Here is an 18,954-nt window from a genome sequence, read left to right as displayed (position 1 = left end):
ATGAATAAAAAAGTCATCCTTATGATACTAGATGGCTGGGGAAAATCTCCAGATCCAAAAGTATCGGCAATCGACAATGCAAATACACCTTTTATAGATTCTTTATATACAAAATACCCAAGCGCATCACTTAGAACAGATGGTTTACACGTAGGTTTACCTGAAGGACAAATGGGTAACAGTGAAGTTGGGCATATGAACCTAGGAGCAGGACGAATTGTTTACCAAGATCTTGTGAAAGTAAATTTAGCGGTCGAAAATAAAACTCTTAATAATGAAAAAGTTTTAGTTGACGCTTTCAAATATGCTAAAGAAAACAACAAAGATGTTCATTTTTTAGGCCTTTTAAGCGATGGAGGTGTACACTCACATATCAATCACCTTTTTGGATTAATTGATGCAGCCAACGAATTAGGTTTAACAAATACATTTGTGCATGCATTTACAGATGGTCGGGATGTTGGCCCAAAAACAGGAAGCGGTTTTGTTACTAAATTAGAACATCATCTTAAAAAAGGCAGTACTAAACTAGCCTCTGTTACTGGACGCTATTATGCGATGGATAGAGACAAAAGATGGGAGCGTGTTAAATTAGCTTATGATGCTATTGTTAATAGCAAAGGTGATTTATCAACCAATGCCATAGCTTCTATTGAGGACAGTTATAGTGCTGATATTACAGATGAATTTATTAAACCAATAATCATGGTTGATGATAACAACAAACCAATAGCCAATGTAAAGGAAGGTGATGTTATTATTTTCTTCAATTTTAGAACAGATCGTGGTCGTGAACTTACCGAAGCTTTATCACAAAAAGATTTTCATGAGCAAAACATGCATAAATTAAATTTACATTATGTAACACTAACCAATTATGATGATAGTTACAATAATGTTAATGTGATATTCAATAAAGATAATTTAACTGAAACTTTAGGTGAGGTTTTAGAAAAATATGGCAAAAAACAAATACGAATTGCAGAAACAGAGAAATACCCACATGTAACATTCTTTTTCTCAGGAGGTCAAGAAGAACCTTTTAATGGCGAAACACGTATTTTAAGAAACTCCCCAAAGGTGGCTACCTATGACTTAAAACCAGAAATGAGTGCTTATGAACTTAGAGATGCTTTGGTTCCAGAATTACAAAAAGGAGAAGTTGACTTTGTATGTTTAAACTTTGCAAATGGCGATATGGTTGGACACACAGGTGTTATGGAAGCCGCTATTAAAGCCTGTGAAGCTGTCGATATTTGTGTAAAAGATGTTGTAACAACTGCTTTAGATAATGATTACACCACATTGCTAATCGCAGATCATGGAAACTGTGAGACCATGATGAACCCAGATGGTTCACCACACACTGCTCATACCACCAATCCTGTTCCTGTTATTTTAATTGATAAAGAATTAAAATCCATCAAAGATGGCATTTTAGGTGATATGGCACCAACTATTTTAAAACTTATGGGTATAGAACAACCAGAATCTATGACAAGACATTCATTAGTTTAAAAAATTGTAGCTTTACATCAATTGATGTTTTTCAGGTATGAATTTTAGCGAAACCCTAATAATAGCTGTAGATTTTGACGGTACTATTGTAGATGATGCCTACCCAAAAATTGGCAAACCGAAACTTTTTGCATTTGAAACATTAAAAAAACTTCAAGAAGAAGGTCATAGACTAATACTTTGGACTTATAGATCTGGTAATCGCTTGAATGAAGCAGTTAACTATTGTAAAGATCAAGGTATTTCATTTTATGCAGTTAATAAAAGTTTTCCCGAGGAGCAATTCATTAATGAAAATAGCAGAAAAATACATGCCGATTTATTTATAGATGACCGCAATATAGGTGGGTTTCCTGGTTGGGGTAAAATTTATCAAATAATCATAAAAACAACTCCAAATATTCCTAAAAAAAAGAAAGGCTTTTTTAGTTTTTTTAAGTGAATTACTTCAAATTAATTCAAAATACGCCTTATCAATTGTTTCTCTGTGGTCTGGATGTGCAATATCTACAAGTGCTTTTACACGATTTTTTATTGTTTTCCCATATAAATTTGCGATACCATATTCTGTAATAACGTATTGCACATGGGCTCTTGTTGTAACAACACCCGCCCCAGGTTTTAAACTTGGTACAATTCTACTTATTCCTTTTTTAGTTATTGATGGCAATGCTATAATTGCTTTTCCACCCTTACTCAATGATGCACCTCGAATAAAATCTATTTGTCCGCCTACACCAGAGTACATTTTAGACCCAATAGAATCGGCACATACCTGTCCTGTAACATCTATTTCAATGGCAGAATTTATAGCTACCATTTTTTTATTTTGCTTTATAATTGATACATCATTCACATAATCAGACTCACGTATTTCAACAAATGGGTTATCATCCACATAATCATATAATCGTTTTGAGCCTACCAAAAAAGTAGTTAGTGCACGTCCTGGGCTAATTGTTTTATAATTTCCATTTATAACATCATTTAAAATTAAATCGATTACGCCATCAGAAAACATTTCGGTATGAAGCCCAAGGTTTTTATGATTATTTAATCGCGATAATACCGCATTTGGAATATTTCCAACACCCATTTGTAAAGTACTTCCATCGTCAATTAAACTAGCAACATAATCACCTATTTTACTTTCAACTTGAGACGGCTGCCCTGGCGAAATACTTGGTATTTCATCATTACATTCTACAAATAAGTCAATCTCTGTATAGTGAATAATACCATCTCCATGGACTCGTGGCATTTTGGGGTTAACTTGTGCTATCACAATTTTCGCACTATCAATAGCTGCTAAACTAGCTTCCACAGATACTCCAAGAGAACAGTATCCGTGTTTGTCGGGTACAGACACATGTATTAATGCAACATCTATTGGCAATATATTTCGTTTAAAAAGTAATGGTAATTCACTTAAAAAAACTGGCGTGTACGATCCGTTTCCCGCAGCTAAAGTATGCCTAACATTCTTACCTATAAAAAAAGAATTAACATGAAAACTTTCTTTATACTTAACATTAGCATGGGGAGCCTCACCTTCTATATGCAAATGACAAACTTCGACACCTCTCAATTCCGCGTGGCGTTCTGTCATAGCTTTCAATAATCGCTGAGGAGCTGCTGCTGCAGCTTGAACATAAACTCTATCCTTCGATTTAATACTCTTTACAGCTTCTTCTGCACTTACTATTTTGTACATTTTACTATTTTTAGTATCACAAAATTAGTCTTTATTACTTTCAAAAAAACTGTCCAAAGTCATGTTTGGGTAGAAATAAATAAATTTTAATTTAAGTATCTTTGCACATATTTTTAAACAATGATTGTAGTAAAAACAAGGGAAGAAATTGAATTAATGCGCGAAAGTGCTTTAATAGTTTCTAAAACATTAGGTGTCTTAGCAAAAGAAATAAAACCAGGCGTAACTACGCTTCAATTGGACAAAATTGCAGAGGAATATATTAGAGATCATGGAGCTATACCTGGATTTTTAGGTCTTTACGATTTTCCAAATACTCTTTGCATGAGTCCTAACACGCAGGTGGTACATGGATTCCCTACAAATGAACCTTTAAAAGAAGGTGATATAATCTCGATTGATTGCGGTGCTTTAAAGAACGATTTTTATGGGGATCATGCTTATACGTTTGCTGTAGGTGAAATTGATCCTGAAATAGAAAAATTATTGCAAGTAACCAAAGAGTCTTTATATGTAGGTATTAGAGAATTTAAAGCGAATAACCGTGTTGGAGATGTAGGGTATGCCATCCAAAAATATTGTGAAAATCATGGTTACGGGGTTGTAAGAGAACTTGTTGGTCACGGATTAGGACGAAAAATGCACGAAGACCCAGAAATGCCAAATTATGGCAAACGCGGTCGTGGGAAAAAATTTGTTGAGGGTATGGTAGTCGCTATAGAACCTATGATAAATATGGGTACACATCTCATAAAACAACATAGAGATGGCTGGACAATTACAACTTTAGACAACAAACCATCAGCTCATTTTGAACACGATGTTGCCTTAATAAACGGCAAACCAGAGTTACTTTCTACCTTTGCCTATATTTACGAAGCTTTAGGAATTGAAAGTAATGAAGAAGATGAATTTCGTCAAGAAGCATTGGTTCTATAAATATGACTTTTTCATTCTCAAATATACCAATTAAGGAACTTGTTGAAGGTGTTACGGGTAGGTATGTCCATACTAAATCCTTTACAGTTGGATATGTAACCATTGAAAAAGGTGCCATAATGCCCTTACACTCTCATATCCATGAACAAACAACACAAGTTGTTTCTGGGAAATTAGAAATGACTATAGATGGAAAAACTGAAATTTTAGAACCTGGAACAATTACAGTAATTCCTTCAAACGCTTTACATAGTGCTTATGCATTAACAAACTGTGAAGTTATTGACACATTTTGTCCTATTCGAGAAGATTACAAATAATCTCAATTGAAAAAAATTTTCAAGCTCATACTTAACATTATTCCAAGACCTTTCCTTATAAGGTTAAGTTATGTTGTCCGTCCTATTTTAGCTTTTTTCTTAAAAGGTAACACATATACAGACCCAATAGACGGCAAAAGTTTTAAAAGCTTTTTACCTTATGGCTATGGCAAACAGAGAAACAATGTGTTATCGCCATCTACATTAAGTTTAGAACGCCATAGACTTTTGTGGCTATATTTAAAAAATGAAACCGATTTCTTTCTACCTGAACTTGTTTCAGGTTCTTCCGAAAGTGATACTAGAAGAATCATTTTAAGAGGTACCGAACCAAGTTCGGTACTGCGAGTATTACATTTTGCCCCTGAACAAGCGTTTTATAAACGTTTTAGGAAAATGGAAAATCTTGAGTATGTTACAACAGATTTAAATTCACCACTAGCAGATGTTAAAGCCGACATATGCAACCTTCCTTTTAAAGACAACGAATTTGATGTTATTCTTTGCAATCATGTATTAGAGCATATTCCAAATGACATTAAGGCTATGGAGGAATTATTTAGAATTTTAAAAATAGGAGGCATGGGAATATTTCAAATACCACAAGATTTGAATCGGGAGGTTACTTTTGAAGATGATTCCATTACTGATAAAAAAGAACGTGCAAAAATATTTGGCCAATACGACCATGTGCGGATTTATGGTTTGGATTATTTTGATAAATTAAGAAGTGTTGGCTTCAAAGTAAATGAAGTAGATTACACAAAAACACTTTCAGAAGAACAAATAACCAAATATTGCTTAGCAAAAGGAGAGATTATTCCTGTGGTTTATAAAAAATAGCTATTACATAAGAAATAAGTAATACGATTATTTTATTAATTTCTATTTTAAAAGATTCTCACGCTGCGCTCAGAATGACAATTACTTAGGAAAACCATTTAAAGCAAGTGTCTGCAACTCATTCGTTTCATTTTCAAAAATTAAATAAACCTTAAGTTCAGGATGTGCTTCAAGAAATGATTTAACCTTTTCAATTCCCATCGCTTTAAAAGCTGTAGCATAAGCATCTGCTGCCATACAGTTTTCAGTAATTACAGATATGCTTAATAAATTGGTTTTACTTGGATACCCCGTTTTGGTATCAATAATATGGGAATAGCGGTTACCGTTTTCATCAATCTTAAATTTTCTATAAGTTCCTGAAGTCGCCATTGCTTCATTCTTTAAATTAATGGCCTTTAAAATTACCTGCTTTTTATCAAAATTAGGTTCTTCTACTCCAACTTTCCAGAAGCTTCCTTTTGCTGCATTAATTCCTTTTACTCTAATCTCACCCCCTATTTCAACTAAGTAATTTTCAACGTTTTGCGATTCTAAAAACTCGCCTATAACATCGACTCCGTAACCCTTTGCAATAGCATTAAAATCTAAAAAAGTTCCTTTAGGTTTAGTAATGACATTATTTTGATGTAACACTTTATTAAACCCAACAAAGGTCATTAGGCTATCTATTTTTAAGCTATCTATATTTTCAATGACACCCTCTGGCCCAAAATCCCAAGCATTGACAACTGCTCCAATTGTAGGGTCGAATGCCCCTTTAGTTTCTTCAAAAATTTGCTTGGAAGCATTGAAAACTTTTATGAAATGTGTATCAACATTATTATCCTCATTTCTATTTAATTTTGAAATATTTGAGTTAACTTGATACGTGGACATCGATTTATTAATGACGTAAAACAAGCTATCAAATTGCTTTTGAAAGTCAACATCCGAATTATAAATAACTTTGTAAGAGGTCCCAAAAACTAGACCGTTAGCAATAGTATTCTCTACAGAAAGTGTTTTAGCTTGCTTGGTTTCATTTTTACATGAGAAAAAAATCAAACAAAAAAAGACAAATAAGATCTTGTTCATTTAATTCAAATTAGTTTCTAAAACCTGAATTCCGTTATATTCTAGTAGATATTCTTCATTCAAATAAATGGGTAACTTTTCTCCATTGGGATTTCCAATACCAACGCCAGCATACAAAACTTTAGCATCTTTCTCTCTAGCGTGTTTTTTAAAGGCTTCCATCCAAACTACATCATAATTATTAGGGTTATCTGGTAAAACAACCGCTCTTACAATTACAAAAAAATATTGTTTATTCTTATCGATGCAAACAAACTGAGGGTGTTTTTTAAGTTTACTATTTACCGCAATAAACTCAAAACCCCGCTCCTCTAAATCTTGTCCAACATGATTCATGGCTAAATTGTGTAATTCTTGATTGGTAAGTGGTTTACTCATACGGCTAAATTACTATTAATATCTATTTGATTAAAATTTTGATTACATTTAAAACAGATTTAAATTCACAAGCAAGCTATGGTGAAAAACCCAATTACAAAAAGATTAGGCCTCTTTTTAGGTCCGTTATTTTTCATCGTCGTTCAATTATTACCCTTTGATATTCTTTCTAATAATGCAGACACCGTTATTGCAACCTCCCTATGGATGGTAACTTGGTGGATTACTGAAGCTGTGTCTATATCGGTTACATCTTTACTCCCCTTACTACTATTTCCGTTATTTAAAATTATGCCTATAGCAGATGTAGGTTCTAATTATGGAAGTCCAATTGTGTTTCTATTTTTTGGTGGATTCGTTTTAGCATTGGCTCTTGAAAAAGTAAATCTTCATAAAAGAATTGCATTGAATATTATTAAAAAAACGGGAACAACTCCCAATAAAGTCGTTTTAGGATTTATGATTGCCACTGCTTTTATGAGCATGTGGATTAGTAATACGGTGAGTACCGTTGTAATGTTACCTATAGCCATGTCTGTAATTAAATTACTTATTGATGATGAAGACGGTTTTACAAAAAAAGATCAAAATTTTGCTTTAAGTGTGATGCTTGGTATTGCTTTTTCTGCCAACGCTGGAGGTATCGCTACTGTAATAGGCACTCCGCCTAATTCTGTTTTAATAGGCTTACTTGAAAATGAATATAACATAGAAGTATCATTTTTTAAATGGATGCTTATAGGTGTGCCGTTCTCATTCACCTTAATTACTATTATATATTTTGTTTTGGTTAAATGGATGTTTCCTAATGAGGGCTTAAAATTTAGTGCTTCAAAAGATATTATAAATGATGAACTTAAGAAGCTAGGAAAAACCTCTGGAAAAGAGAAACAAGTCCTTATTACCTTTGCAGTTATTGTGTTTCTGTGGGTCTTTAGAAGCTTAATCAACTCATTAATTCCAGGTTTAGGGTTATCTGATACCATGATAAGTATTTTTGGAGCTTTGGCTTTATTTACCATCCCTTTCAATATAAAACAAGGTGATTATATATTAAAATGGAACGATACTCAAAACCTTGCTTGGGGTATTTTAATATTATTTGGTGGTGGTTTAGCACTTGCTAAGGGAATGTCTGATAGCGGCATTGTAGATGTAGTAGCTACAACTATTTCAACCAGTTCGATAAGTATTTTACTAATGGCTAGTTTACTTATTTTATTAATGCTATTTATGACTGAACTTATGAGCAACGTCGCACTAACAGCTGTTTTAGCACCTGTTGTTGCAGGTATTGCCATAGGTTTAGAAATCCCAATACTTTATCTATTAATCCCAGTAACCATGGCAAGTAGTTGTGCATTTATGCTTCCTATGGCAACGCCTCCAAATGCTATAGTTTTTGCTAGTGGTTATGTAAAAGTAAGTCAAATGGCACGGGTTGGTATTGTTCTTAATTTAATATCTGTTGTGCTTTTAGTTTTAATGTTTCAGTTTTTTGTGCCTTTGGTGTTTTAGTGTAGTAAAAATTGTAACTTTAAATCTTTAATGGCATGTAACATCAAGAAGTGTTTACATGCATATTATTATAATCAACGAAAGCTACCCATAGTCAACTTATACTACTTGCAACATATTTTACGAGTACATGATTAAATTCTTTAGAAAAATTCGCCAGAAACTACTGGCTGAAAATCGTTTTAACAAATACGTTCTTTATGCCTTAGGCGAAATAGTTCTCGTCGTCATAGGTATTTTGATAGCACTTCAAATAAATAATCAAAATGAACTAAGAAAAGAGCAAGGGATTACTAATAAATACCTACAAGGCTTTGTTGATGACCTAACTGTAGATAGATCTGTGTTAGACACCTTACTTTATATTCGTAATAAACAACATGTTTGTGCCGATGCTTTAATTAAGTCTGTTGAGCGCAAAGAAATTCATTTAGATTCATTTTATAATAACTACTATTACCTATTTCCCTTTTACAAATTTAGTCCAAACACCAACACTCTTGAAGAAGTTTTAAACAGTTCACAACTAAGACTAATTACCGATGAAAATATAAAAACCAAACTCCTTGAATTACGAAGTTTATATTCAAGAATTAAGGTTGGTGAAGAGCATGTTTATGAAGACCGAACAGTTTATTTATACAACCATAGAACATTGGACCATATTGAATTTAACGGTCTGTATGTAAATGCCGAAAACAAATCGTTTTTAAAAAGTAAGGATGTTGAGCAATATAAAAAAGATGCCGAATATTTTATGAATGACAGGTATTTTAAAAATTTCATGAATCTTTTAAAATTCAATTTAGACTATCAAATCCCCATACTTGTTGAAGCTCGTAAAGAATGTAATTTAATTATAGAGTTAATAAATGCGAAACTAAAAGATGATTAAATTCTTCCGAAACATCCGTAAAAAGCTTTTAGCAGAAGGCAATACCAGCAAATATCTTAAATACGCTATTGGTGAAATTGTTTTGGTGGTTATTGGTATTTTGATTGCTTTACAGATTAATAATTGGAATGAGAATAGATTGGAACAAAATGAAGAAATTAAATTGCTTGAAAATCTAAAAATTGATTTCCAGCAAACCATTCTTGAATTTGAAGGAATGAACAACAATAGAAGAAGCATATTATCAGCAAACTATACTTTAACGGATATTATTTCTAATAGTAATTTTAGTAGTGAAATTAGCATCGATAGTTTATTAGCAACTACCTTTATTGTTCCTACTTTCAACGGAAAATCTGGATCACTTATGGTACTTCTTAATTCTGGAAAAATTAATCTATTAGAAAATGATAAGCTAAAAAGCTTACTTTTTTCTTGGCCATCTGAAGTTGAAGATATGACCGAAGGTGAGATAGATTCAAAATTATTAACGAATCAAAATTATATTCCAATTATACGAAAGTATGCTGATCTTTCATATATCATAAGAGCAAACACGATACTACCTATAGATGTTAAACTAAGAAAATCAAATATAGAAAAGGACTATAATGGTCTTTTTAACAATAAAGAATTTGAAAATCTTTTATATCATTTAGAATTATATACGCTCGATAATATTCAAGAAACCAAAAGCTTAATAGGAATTGCTGAAACGATAGTTGAAATAATTAATAAAGAAATCAAAAGTAAATAAAAACCCAACATTTTCGTGTTGGGTTTTTGTTTTATATTGAGACCTTTCGACTGCGCTCAAGGTGACATTAATTTTAAATTTCGCTTAGCGACCTATCCTCCAAAGTCATCAAATCTAATATGCTCATCTGGGATACCAAAATCCTCACCCATTTTTTGAACAGCTTTATTCATTAATGGAGGTCCACAGAAATACAATTCTATATCCTCAGGGGAGTCGTGCTTGCTTAAATAGTTATCAATAACACAATTGTGTATAAATCCAACAAAACCGTCTCCAGGCGCATCGATATCTTCTTTTACCTTCCAATTATCTTCCGGTAAAGGTTCAGATAAAGCCAAGTAGAAGTTAAAGTTAGGGAAATCCTTTTCTAATTGGTTGAAGTGATCTAAGTAGAATAACTCACGTTTTGAACGTCCACCATACCAATAGGTTACTTTTCTACCTGTTTTCAATGTTTTGAATAGGTGATACAAATGAGAACGCATTGGTGCCATACCAGCTCCACCACCTACATAAAGCATTTCGCTTTCAGACTCATTAATAAAGAATTCTCCATAAGGACCAGAAATCGTTACTTTATCACCTGGTTTTTGAGCGAAAATATAAGACGATGCCACACCTGGATTAACATCCATCCAGCCGTTTTTAGCACGATCCCATGGTGGTGTTGCAATACGAACATTAAGCATGATCTCACGTCCTTCAGCTGGGTAAGAAGCCATAGAGTAAGCACGTTCAACCGTTTCGCTATTCTTCATTACTAAAGGCCAAAGACCAAATTTATCCCATTCTGCTTGAAACTTATCTGGTGTTTCATGCTCTTCTGGGTGCGCTGTAATATCAATATCGGAATATTTTATTTCACACTGAGGAATTTCAATTTGAATATACCCACCCGCTTTGTAACCCATATCCTCTGGAATTTCAACTACAAACTCCTTGATAAATGATGCTACATTATAATTTCGAACAACGGTTGCTTCCCATTTTTTAATTCCAAATACTTCTTCTGGAATGGTAATATTCATGTCTTGTTTTACTTTAACTTGACATGCTAATCGTGCTCCATGTTGCAATTCTTTTCTTGAAAAATGCGGCGTTTCTGTTGGAAGTGCTTCACCCCCTCCTTCAAGGACATGACATTCACATTGAATACATGTACCACCTCCACCACAAGCAGATGGCAAGAATATTTTATTACCTCCTAAAGTAGATAACAATGTACCTCCAGAAGCTACCTCTATTTCTTTTTCGCCATTAATTGTAATCTTAACGGGGCCAGATGGAGACAATTTCTGTTTTACAAATAATAACAATGCTACCAACAACAACGTAATAATTAAAAAGGCTGTTACTGTTGCAATGACTGTTCCTAATGTACTTGCGGCTAATATCATATTACTCATTTACTTTTATGTTGTTAGCTAACACTTTTTTTTGTTCAGGTGTTTCGACAGAGTCTACACTGAGCGCAGTCGAAGTGCTCAACGTGACATCATCTTCTATTTCTTTTTCTACTAAGACTGTTTTTTCTTCTTTTGCCCCTTCGTCATCTCCACCAGTTAACATACCTCCAAAACTCATAAAACCAATAGCCATTAGTCCAGTTATAATAAAAGTAATCCCTAAACCTCTTAAAGCAGGAGGCACATTTGAATATCTTATTTTTTCACGAATAGCTGCAATTGCTAAAATGGCTAAAAACCATCCAATTCCAGACCCAATTCCATAAGTCGTTGCCAATCCTAATGTTGGTATTTCACGAGATTGCATAAATAAAGACCCACCTAAAATAGCACAGTTTACTGCAATTAGTGGTAAGAATATACCAAGAGAGTTATATAATGATGGTGAGAACTTCTCAACTACTATTTCTACTAATTGAACCATGGTTGCAATAGTTGCAATAAACATGATGAAAGATAAAAAGCTTAAATCAAAATCTGCATACTCAGCTCCTAACCAAGATAAAGCACCTGGTTGCAAAAGGTATTGGTCTAACAACCAGTTTAAAGGTACCGTTATAGCTAATACAAATATTACCGCTGCACCTAAACCAACAGCTGTACTTACTTTTTTAGAAACTGCAAGGTAAGAACACATTCCAAGGAATACGGAAAATACCATGTTGTCTATAAATATAGATTTTAAAAATAATTCTAAATGTTCCATTTTTTTAAGTTATAAGTTCATTAAGTGCCTAAAATTTTTCAAACTTGTGTTCTTTCTTTTTCAACTTTAAGTATTTCAGGCACTTTATACTTCAAGTACTTTTTATTTAATGATCTTCTATTAATGCTGTGTTTCTACTACGTTGTACCCAGATAATTATCCCAACAACTATTAATGCCATTGGTGGCATAATCATAAATCCGTTATTTTCATATCCAAAAGCATAAACTCCTGTTTTGTCAATTGGGTCTCCTAAAACTTTAAATCCTAATAAAGTTCCAGCTCCTAATAATTCTCTAAAAAATGCGACTATAATTAATATCACACCATACCCTAAAGAGTTACCAATACCATCTAAAAATGAACGCCAAGGACCATTACCTAAAGCAAAAGCTTCAAACCGTCCCATGATGATACAGTTAGTAATAATTAGCCCAACAAATACAGAAAGCGTTTTACTTAATTCGTAAGCAAAAGCTTTTAAAACTTGGTCTACTATAATTACTAAAGCAGCGACCACGATTAATTGCACTATAATTCTAATTTTAGAAGGAATAATATTTCTCATTAAAGAAATAACAACATTTCCTATTCCTAAAACAAATAATACTGAAATAGACATTACAATAGCTGCTTCTAATTCTGCTGTAATTGCCAATGCAGAACATATTCCTAATACTTGAATAGTAATAGGGTTATTATCTGCTAATGGATCTTTAATTAATGCTGCGTCTTTTTTTGATAAAAGTCCCATAAATTAATTGTTTTTTAAGTTTTCGAAATAAGATACATATTGTTTCAATTCAGACTTAAGCATCGCTGAAACTCCGTCTCCAGTAATAGTGGCACCTGCAATGGCATCTACTTCGTTATCATTTTTATCTGTATTCTTGGGGTCGTTGTTACCTTTAGCAACCGTAATTCCTTTAAAACTACCATTACTCATTAAGCTTTCACCTATGAAATCGTCCATAAAATAGCGTTGCTTAATATTAGCCCCCAAACCTGCTGTTTCACCCTTATGGTCAAAATAAGCACCTTGTACTACCATATTTTCATCCATAGCAACATAAGCCCAAATAGCATCCCAAAGTCCTTTTCCTCTTATAGGTGCTATATAATATGTCTTGCCATCTTTATTACCAACAAATAGTGGCAACCTTCTTTCATTTCCTTCTTTAGCACTTGTTTGCTCTTTCTTCACGTCTATTAAGAAAGCTTCGTTGTCTTCAGACACCTCATTACCCTGAAGCACTAATTGCTTAGTAATATATTTTGAAAACAATTCTGGAGCTTCATCTGTAGAAACAAATATTGCACTACTCTCATCGTTTGCATTAACTCCCATAGCATACAAAATGTTTTGCTGCTTCTCTAAACGCTCGTTGTTATCGATTCTAGGTCTTAAAGCAGAAGCTGTAAACGCTAATAATCCACCAACTACAATTACCATGGCTATTGCAAATAGTATGGTATATAAATTTGAATCCGTTTTATTACTCATGATTAAGCTGTTTTTGCTTTTAAACGTTTCATTCTTTGTTTCACGTTACCCTGAACCACATAATGGTCGATAGTTGGTGCAAACACATTCATTAATAGAATAGCTAGCATAACACCTTCTGGGTAAGCTGGATTAAATACACGTATTAGAATTGATATGAAACCAATTAAAAACCCATAAATCCATTTTCCTTTATTTGTCTGTGACGCCGTAACTGGGTCTGTTGCCATAAATACGGTACCAAATGCAAAACCACCAATTAATAAGTGATGCCACCAAGTGGTACTCATTAATCCATAAAACTTACTACTTTCAGTAATCCATCCAGAATCAACAACACCATTAAAAATTAATCCCATAGCAATTGCTCCAAGAGCAGAGGACAACATAATTCTCCAGCTTCCTATTTTAGCGAATATTAAGAATAAACCCCCTAAAATAATAAGCAATGTAGACGTTTCTCCAACTGAGCCAGGTATAAACCCTAAGAACATATCTGAAACCGAATGAGTTACCTCTTTACCTTGAGCTAAAACGCCTAAAATAGTTTCGCCTGATATAGCATCTAAATTTTCTCCAGCAGCAATAAGTTGATCTCTTTCAACAGCGCCTTCTACCCAAACCTTATCTCCAGACATCCATGTTGGATATGCAAAGAATAAAAAGGCTCTAATAGTTAATGCAGGATTTAAGATATTCATTCCTGTTCCTCCAAACACTTCTTTACCTATTACTACACCAAATATTACAGCTACAGCTAACATCCATAAAGGAATATCTACTGGAACAATAAGTGGCACAAGCATTCCTGTTACTAAGTAACCTTCTTCTACCTCATGACCTTTAATGATAGCGAATATAAATTCAATTCCTAAACCTACACCATAAGATATTATTACTAATGGCAATATTTTCCAGAAACCAATAGAAAAGTTAGCCATTGTCCAAAATTCTGAACTAAAGAAACTTCCAGCTACCGCTTGAATATCTCCTACCGCTAAATTATGTTGGTAACCAGCATTAAACATTCCAAAAATTAAACATGGTATCATAGCCATGATTACAGTATTCATGGTACGCTTTAAGTCGTCGGCTGCTTTTATATGTGTTCCACCATGGGTGGTTTCATTAGGTAAGTATAAGAATGTATGAATCGCGTTAAACGCAGGCGCCATTTTGGTGCCCTTATACTTCATTTTTAATTTGTGTAAATTATTTTTTAAACCCATTACCCTATCTCTTTTAGCATTAAGTCCAATCCTTCTCTTATAATTTTTTGATGTGGTTGCTTAGACACACATACAAATTCTGTTAATGCAAAGTCTTCAGGAGCCACCTCATACATCCCTAAAGCTTCCATTTCATCTAAATCTTGATACATGCAAGCTTTTAATATTTGCATTGGGTAAATATCTAAAGGAAAAACCTCTTCATAAGTCCCTGTAGTAACAAATGCTCTATGCTCGCCATTTGTATTTGTATTTAAATCATATTGTTTCTTAGGGCTCAACCATGAAAAAGTTAACGCTCTAGAAGTTGATATTTTATTAAAAACAGGTTTGTTCCAACCAAAGAAATCGTAATCATCGCCTTCTGGGATAACAGAAATTACATTGCTGTAATAATCTAAACTACCATCTGGCTTTATTTGTTTTCCGCTTAAAACATTTCCTGAAATAATACGCGCATTAGCATCTTGAGCAATCCCTTTATCGTAGATAATAGTTGCAACTTCACTACCTATTTTAGTCCTAAAGTATCTTGGTTTTTCTACTGAAGAACCAACTAATGCTACAACACGTTCTGCATTAAATTTACCAGTTAATAAAAGTTCACCAATGATAACTAGGTCTTGTGCATTGACCGTCCAAGCAACTTCTCCTTTGTTAATAGGGTCAACTTTATTAATAAGTGTTCCTACATTACCAGATGGATGCGGCCCAGAAACTTTATGTGTTGTAACTCCAGTTAAACCAGCTAATGGCGAACTAGAATTTTTACCAACAGCTATATGTACAGCACCTTCAGTTAGCTTACCTAAAGCTACCACTGCTGCTTGTAATTCGGCTTCTTTAGCTTTTAAAGTAAAATCTAAATCTGCAGCTAATGGCGCACTTGCATATCCTGAAATAAATATCGCTTTCGGCGACTTCTCTGGGTTTGCAATAACATCGTATGGGCGTTGCTTTATAAATGGCCAACATCCAGAAGCTAGCAAATGTGCTTTAACTTCGTCTGCACTTGATGCTTCTAAATTAAACTTACCTAAATCTTGATAAACTTGAGTTTTGTCTGCTTCAATTTTAATAGCATCGATGCGTCTCTTTGGCCCTCTTAACACTTCAATTACTTTTCCAGAAACTGGTGATGCAAATTTTATTACTTCTTTCGATTTATCGAAAAACAATGTCTCCCCTGCTTTAACAACAGCGCCTTCTTTTGCAACAAGTTTTGGAATAGTACCGTGAAAATCTTCTGGTCTTATGGTGCAGTAGTTACTGATAATCGCTTGTTCAACGGTTTTTTCAGCTTCACCTTTAAGTTTAATGTCCAGACCTTTTTTAATACGAATGTCGTTTGACATATTTATTTTATTGAAATTAGTTGTCTAAAAATCGGTGCAAAAATACGAATTAAATAAACAGTTTTCATAATTAATTACTTAGAAATTTATTAGCATTGAAAGAAGTTTAGTTTTAGGCATTATATTTGTTTTATATTTACAAAAAACATGATTTTAATGTCATTTAAGTCCTTTTTATTACTTCTTTTAATCTTAATTCCTGTATGCTCTTTTTCTCAAGTTGAAGAAGTAAATCCGCCTGACTATATTAAAACTATAAAGTTTAAAGGAGATACTCCAGAGAGTCAATTACCTGTTTTAAAACTAGGAGAATATTTGGTTCTAGAGTTTGATGCTTTAAATGGCGATGAAGAAGATTTTTATTACAAAATTAAGCATTATAATTTCGATTGGACACCATCTGTGTTAGTACAATCTGAATTTTTAAATGGTTTCGACAATCAACGTATTAGAAATTACGAAAACTCATTAAACACCTATCAAATTTATTCAAATTACAAGCTTAGTATTCCCAATCAATACACAAGAGGCTTAAAGCTTTCTGGGAATTACATGCTTGAAATCTACAATAGCTATGACGAACTAGTTTTTTCTAGAAAATTCATGATTTACGAAGACAAAACAAACGTTGGTGTAAGCATAAAAAGATCTAGAGATATTCAATATATTGAAGAAAAACAACGTGTAGAGATTGTTATTTCCTCTAACAACATGCAACTAAATAATCCTAATCAAACAGTTAAAACGCTTATAGTTCAAAATAACAATTTAAACACTGCCATTTCTGGATTAAAACCTCAGTACACTATTGGAAATCAACTTATTTACAGATACGATACAGAATCGAGTTTTTGGGGCGGTAACGAGTACTTGTTTTTTGAAAATAAAGATGTACGAGCGGCTAATACTGGAATTCAAGGCGTCGATTTAAAAGACATTTACCATAATTATTTGTTTACCAATTTTGAAAGAGCCTCGCGTATTTACACATACAACCCAGATATTAATGGGAACTTCGTTGTCCTTAATATAGACGCCGAAAACCCAAGTATTGAAGCCGATTATGTTTGGATGCATTTTTCACTTTTACCTCAAGAAAGTTTTAAAGATAACGACATCCATGTATATGGTAATTTTAACAATTATACCATAGATGAAAGCACCAAACTGTTTTACGACGACTATGATAACGTGTACAAAACTTCAATACTCCTAAAACAAGGGTTCTATAATTATAAATATGTTCTTGTTAATAAGAATGGAGACCTAGAGGAAGGTGCTATAAGCGGAAACTTTTATCAAACAGAAAACAATTATAAAGTTCTCGTTTATTATAGAGACTTAGGTGGTCGATACGATAAAATTATTGGGTTAGGCGAAGGAAGCTCCATTAATATCTCTAATTAAAACTGCATTTTAACCGATTTTTATATCAAATACGTTAAAATTTATCGTTAACCACTTAATATTTACTATTTTAGACCCCGTAACCAAATCCCATATTTATCATTAACAATGGTACAACAAGTAACAAGAGGCATAAAAATTTCGGTTATTACGAATTACGAAGGTTCATTTTATAAAAATTATAAAATACAATATGCCTTTGAATATACTATAACTATAGAAAACCAGAGTAAAGATTCTGTGCAATTAAATGCACGCCATTGGGAAATTTTAGATGCTTTAAATAATATTGAAGTTGTTTCTGGAGAAGGTGTTATTGGCAAAAAACCTGTTTTAAAACCAGGCGAGTCACACACCTACACATCTGGTTGCTTACTAACATCGCCATTTGGGGCTATGCAAGGACACTACAGCATGATTAATTATACAACTACTAGAAAGTTTAAAGTAATTATCCCAACATTTAAGTTGAGTGCTCCTTTTGCTATAAATTAATTCTTTTTATACTTCTTAAACATCCAATCCATCATCATAGTATCACTATAAGCGGCAATCCATGAAAAATGTCCAGCTTCAGGATATTGTGTATATCCAACTTGCGCTCCAGCTTTAGTTAAAGCATCAACCATCATTATTGATAAACTTACAGGTACTACATCATCAAGCGAGCCATGAAAAATCCAAATAGGGATGTGTGCTATTGAAGAAGCTTTTGAAATATCTCCGCCTCCACAAACAGGAACAGCTGCAGTAAATAAGCCTGGATATCTAGAAATAGCATCATAAGTACCAAAACCACCCATTGAAAGGCCTGTAATATAAATTCTATCGGGATCAATTGGCATTGTTTCTATAGTTTTATTGATAAGTTCTATCAAAAGTTTCATGGGTTTAGTAGGTGTTGATTTAAGCGACATATCCTCATAAGAAAAATTTCCCCAAGTCGTATCCTTTGGACACTGAGGTGCAATTACTATAGGACGATGATTCATCATAATATCATTGGTAGCAAAATTCATTACACCCCATTTTAACTGAGATTCATTATCGTTTCCTCTTTCACCTGAACCGTGCAAAAAAATAACTAATGGGTATTTGGACTTAGAATCGTAATCTGAAATCAATTGCCTGTATTTCAGCGTATCACCTTTAGTGCTAATATACTCTTCATAACTAAAGAGTGATGATTGCGAAAATGAATTCATAGAACTAATTAGATAAAAAAATATTAAAAACAACGCAGATATATAGTATTTAAAAGGTTTCATTTTGTTTTTTTTAAGCATAGAACGCTATACTAAGTTAAGTCAAAAATCTCATAAGAC

The 18,954-nt window shown here is 33.2% G+C and carries 20 protein-coding genes; 10 read left to right on the top strand and 10 right to left on the bottom strand.

Going from position 1 to position 18,954, the window contains the following annotated elements; all coding sequences use genetic code 11:
- Together gpmI and Q0739_RS13795 are read left to right on the top strand one after the other, a co-directional pair.
- Positions 1-1,518, top strand: a complete 1,518-nt coding sequence (gpmI, locus tag Q0739_RS13800) for a 2,3-bisphosphoglycerate-independent phosphoglycerate mutase (protein ID WP_298239319.1) — start codon at positions 1-3, stop codon at positions 1,516-1,518.
- Positions 1,519-1,555: 37 nt separating this feature from the next.
- Positions 1,556-1,960: a BT0820 family HAD-type phosphatase gene (locus Q0739_RS13795; RefSeq protein WP_298239318.1), complete on the top strand. Its 405-nt coding sequence runs from the start codon at positions 1,556-1,558 to the stop codon at positions 1,958-1,960.
- Between the two features lie 6 nt (positions 1,961-1,966).
- Here the strand turns inward: Q0739_RS13795 and Q0739_RS13790 are convergent, their stop codons facing one another.
- Positions 1,967-3,232, bottom strand: coding sequence for an acetyl-CoA hydrolase/transferase C-terminal domain-containing protein (locus tag Q0739_RS13790; RefSeq protein WP_298239317.1), 1,266 nt, complete (start codon positions 3,230-3,232; stop codon positions 1,967-1,969).
- Between the two features lie 120 nt (positions 3,233-3,352).
- On the opposite strand from Q0739_RS13790, the gene map reads away from it, so the two are divergent.
- The 3 genes from map to Q0739_RS13775 are packed head-to-tail and all read left to right on the top strand — an operon-like array spanning position 3,353 to position 5,334.
- Positions 3,353-4,171, top strand: a complete 819-nt coding sequence (gene map, locus Q0739_RS13785; protein WP_298239316.1) for a type I methionyl aminopeptidase — start codon at positions 3,353-3,355, stop codon at positions 4,169-4,171.
- A gap of 2 nt (positions 4,172-4,173) precedes the next feature.
- Positions 4,174-4,491: a cupin domain-containing protein gene (locus tag Q0739_RS13780; protein ID WP_298239315.1), complete on the top strand. Its 318-nt coding sequence runs from the start codon at positions 4,174-4,176 to the stop codon at positions 4,489-4,491.
- A gap of 6 nt (positions 4,492-4,497) precedes the next feature.
- Complete coding sequence (locus Q0739_RS13775; RefSeq protein ID WP_298239314.1) at positions 4,498-5,334, top strand: class I SAM-dependent methyltransferase; 837 nt, start codon at positions 4,498-4,500, stop codon at positions 5,332-5,334.
- A gap of 81 nt (positions 5,335-5,415) precedes the next feature.
- On the opposite strand, the gene Q0739_RS13770 is transcribed toward Q0739_RS13775, so the two are convergent.
- The gene (locus Q0739_RS13770; RefSeq protein WP_298239313.1) at positions 5,416-6,411 is read right to left on the bottom strand and encodes an FAD:protein FMN transferase; all 996 of its coding nucleotides are present in this window, start codon (positions 6,409-6,411) and stop codon (positions 5,416-5,418) included.
- Positions 6,412-6,789 (bottom strand): Na(+)-translocating NADH-quinone reductase subunit F, encoded by a 378-nt coding sequence (locus tag Q0739_RS13765; RefSeq protein ID WP_298239312.1) that lies wholly within the window; start codon positions 6,787-6,789, stop codon positions 6,412-6,414.
- 78 nt (positions 6,790-6,867) lie between these two features.
- On the opposite strand from Q0739_RS13765, the gene Q0739_RS13760 reads away from it, so the two are divergent.
- From Q0739_RS13760 to Q0739_RS13750, 3 genes are all read left to right on the top strand, one after another.
- Entirely contained in the window at positions 6,868-8,307 is a 1,440-nt protein-coding gene (locus tag Q0739_RS13760; protein WP_298239311.1) for a DASS family sodium-coupled anion symporter, read from the top strand.
- Positions 8,308-8,437: 130 nt separating this feature from the next.
- On the top strand, positions 8,438-9,202 hold the full coding sequence (locus Q0739_RS13755; protein ID WP_298239310.1) for a hypothetical protein: 765 nt from the start codon (positions 8,438-8,440) through the stop codon (positions 9,200-9,202).
- Positions 9,195-9,959 (top strand): DUF6090 family protein, encoded by a 765-nt coding sequence (locus tag Q0739_RS13750; RefSeq protein ID WP_298239309.1) that lies wholly within the window; start codon positions 9,195-9,197, stop codon positions 9,957-9,959. The genes Q0739_RS13755 and Q0739_RS13750 overlap by 8 nt, the downstream gene beginning before the upstream one ends.
- A gap of 92 nt (positions 9,960-10,051) precedes the next feature.
- Here the strand turns inward: Q0739_RS13750 and nqrF are convergent, their stop codons facing one another.
- The 6 genes from nqrF to Q0739_RS13720 all read right to left on the bottom strand — a co-directional run bounded on the left by nqrF (position 10,052) and on the right by Q0739_RS13720 (position 16,222).
- Positions 10,052-11,359: an NADH:ubiquinone reductase (Na(+)-transporting) subunit F gene (gene nqrF / locus Q0739_RS13745; RefSeq protein ID WP_298239350.1), complete on the bottom strand. Its 1,308-nt coding sequence runs from the start codon at positions 11,357-11,359 to the stop codon at positions 10,052-10,054.
- A 1-nt stretch (position 11,360) separates the two neighbouring features.
- Entirely contained in the window at positions 11,361-12,134 is a 774-nt protein-coding gene (gene nqrE, locus Q0739_RS13740) for an NADH:ubiquinone reductase (Na(+)-transporting) subunit E (RefSeq protein WP_298239308.1), read from the bottom strand.
- A 106-nt stretch (positions 12,135-12,240) separates the two neighbouring features.
- Positions 12,241-12,888, bottom strand: a complete 648-nt coding sequence (locus Q0739_RS13735; RefSeq protein ID WP_298239307.1) for an NADH:ubiquinone reductase (Na(+)-transporting) subunit D — start codon at positions 12,886-12,888, stop codon at positions 12,241-12,243.
- 3 nt (positions 12,889-12,891) lie between these two features.
- Entirely contained in the window at positions 12,892-13,638 is a 747-nt protein-coding gene (locus tag Q0739_RS13730; RefSeq protein ID WP_298239306.1) for a Na(+)-translocating NADH-quinone reductase subunit C, read from the bottom strand.
- A gap of 2 nt (positions 13,639-13,640) precedes the next feature.
- Positions 13,641-14,867: an NADH:ubiquinone reductase (Na(+)-transporting) subunit B gene (locus Q0739_RS13725; RefSeq protein WP_298239305.1), complete on the bottom strand. Its 1,227-nt coding sequence runs from the start codon at positions 14,865-14,867 to the stop codon at positions 13,641-13,643.
- Complete coding sequence (locus Q0739_RS13720) at positions 14,867-16,222, bottom strand: Na(+)-translocating NADH-quinone reductase subunit A (protein WP_298239304.1); 1,356 nt, start codon at positions 16,220-16,222, stop codon at positions 14,867-14,869. The genes Q0739_RS13725 and Q0739_RS13720 overlap by 1 nt, the downstream gene beginning before the upstream one ends.
- A gap of 156 nt (positions 16,223-16,378) precedes the next feature.
- Here Q0739_RS13720 and Q0739_RS13715 point away from each other — a divergent pair, with 156 nt between their 5' ends.
- Positions 16,379-17,629 carry a DUF5103 domain-containing protein gene (locus Q0739_RS13715; RefSeq protein ID WP_298239303.1) on the top strand — a complete coding sequence of 417 codons (1,251 nt, stop codon included), beginning with the start codon at positions 16,379-16,381 and terminating at the stop codon, positions 17,627-17,629.
- 108 nt (positions 17,630-17,737) lie between these two features.
- Complete coding sequence (gene apaG, locus Q0739_RS13710; RefSeq protein WP_298239302.1) at positions 17,738-18,124, top strand: Co2+/Mg2+ efflux protein ApaG; 387 nt, start codon at positions 17,738-17,740, stop codon at positions 18,122-18,124.
- Here apaG and Q0739_RS13705 read toward each other — a convergent pair.
- Positions 18,121-18,834, bottom strand: coding sequence for a prolyl oligopeptidase family serine peptidase (locus tag Q0739_RS13705; RefSeq protein ID WP_298239301.1), 714 nt, complete (start codon positions 18,832-18,834; stop codon positions 18,121-18,123). The two genes, apaG and Q0739_RS13705, sit on opposite strands and share 4 nt — an antisense overlap.
- Positions 18,835-18,954 lie beyond the last annotated feature (120 nt).

Source organism: uncultured Algibacter sp. (assembly GCF_947487605.1).
Classification (GTDB): domain Bacteria; phylum Bacteroidota; class Bacteroidia; order Flavobacteriales; family Flavobacteriaceae; genus Algibacter_D.
This window is presented reverse-complemented; position numbering and strand designations above follow the sequence as displayed.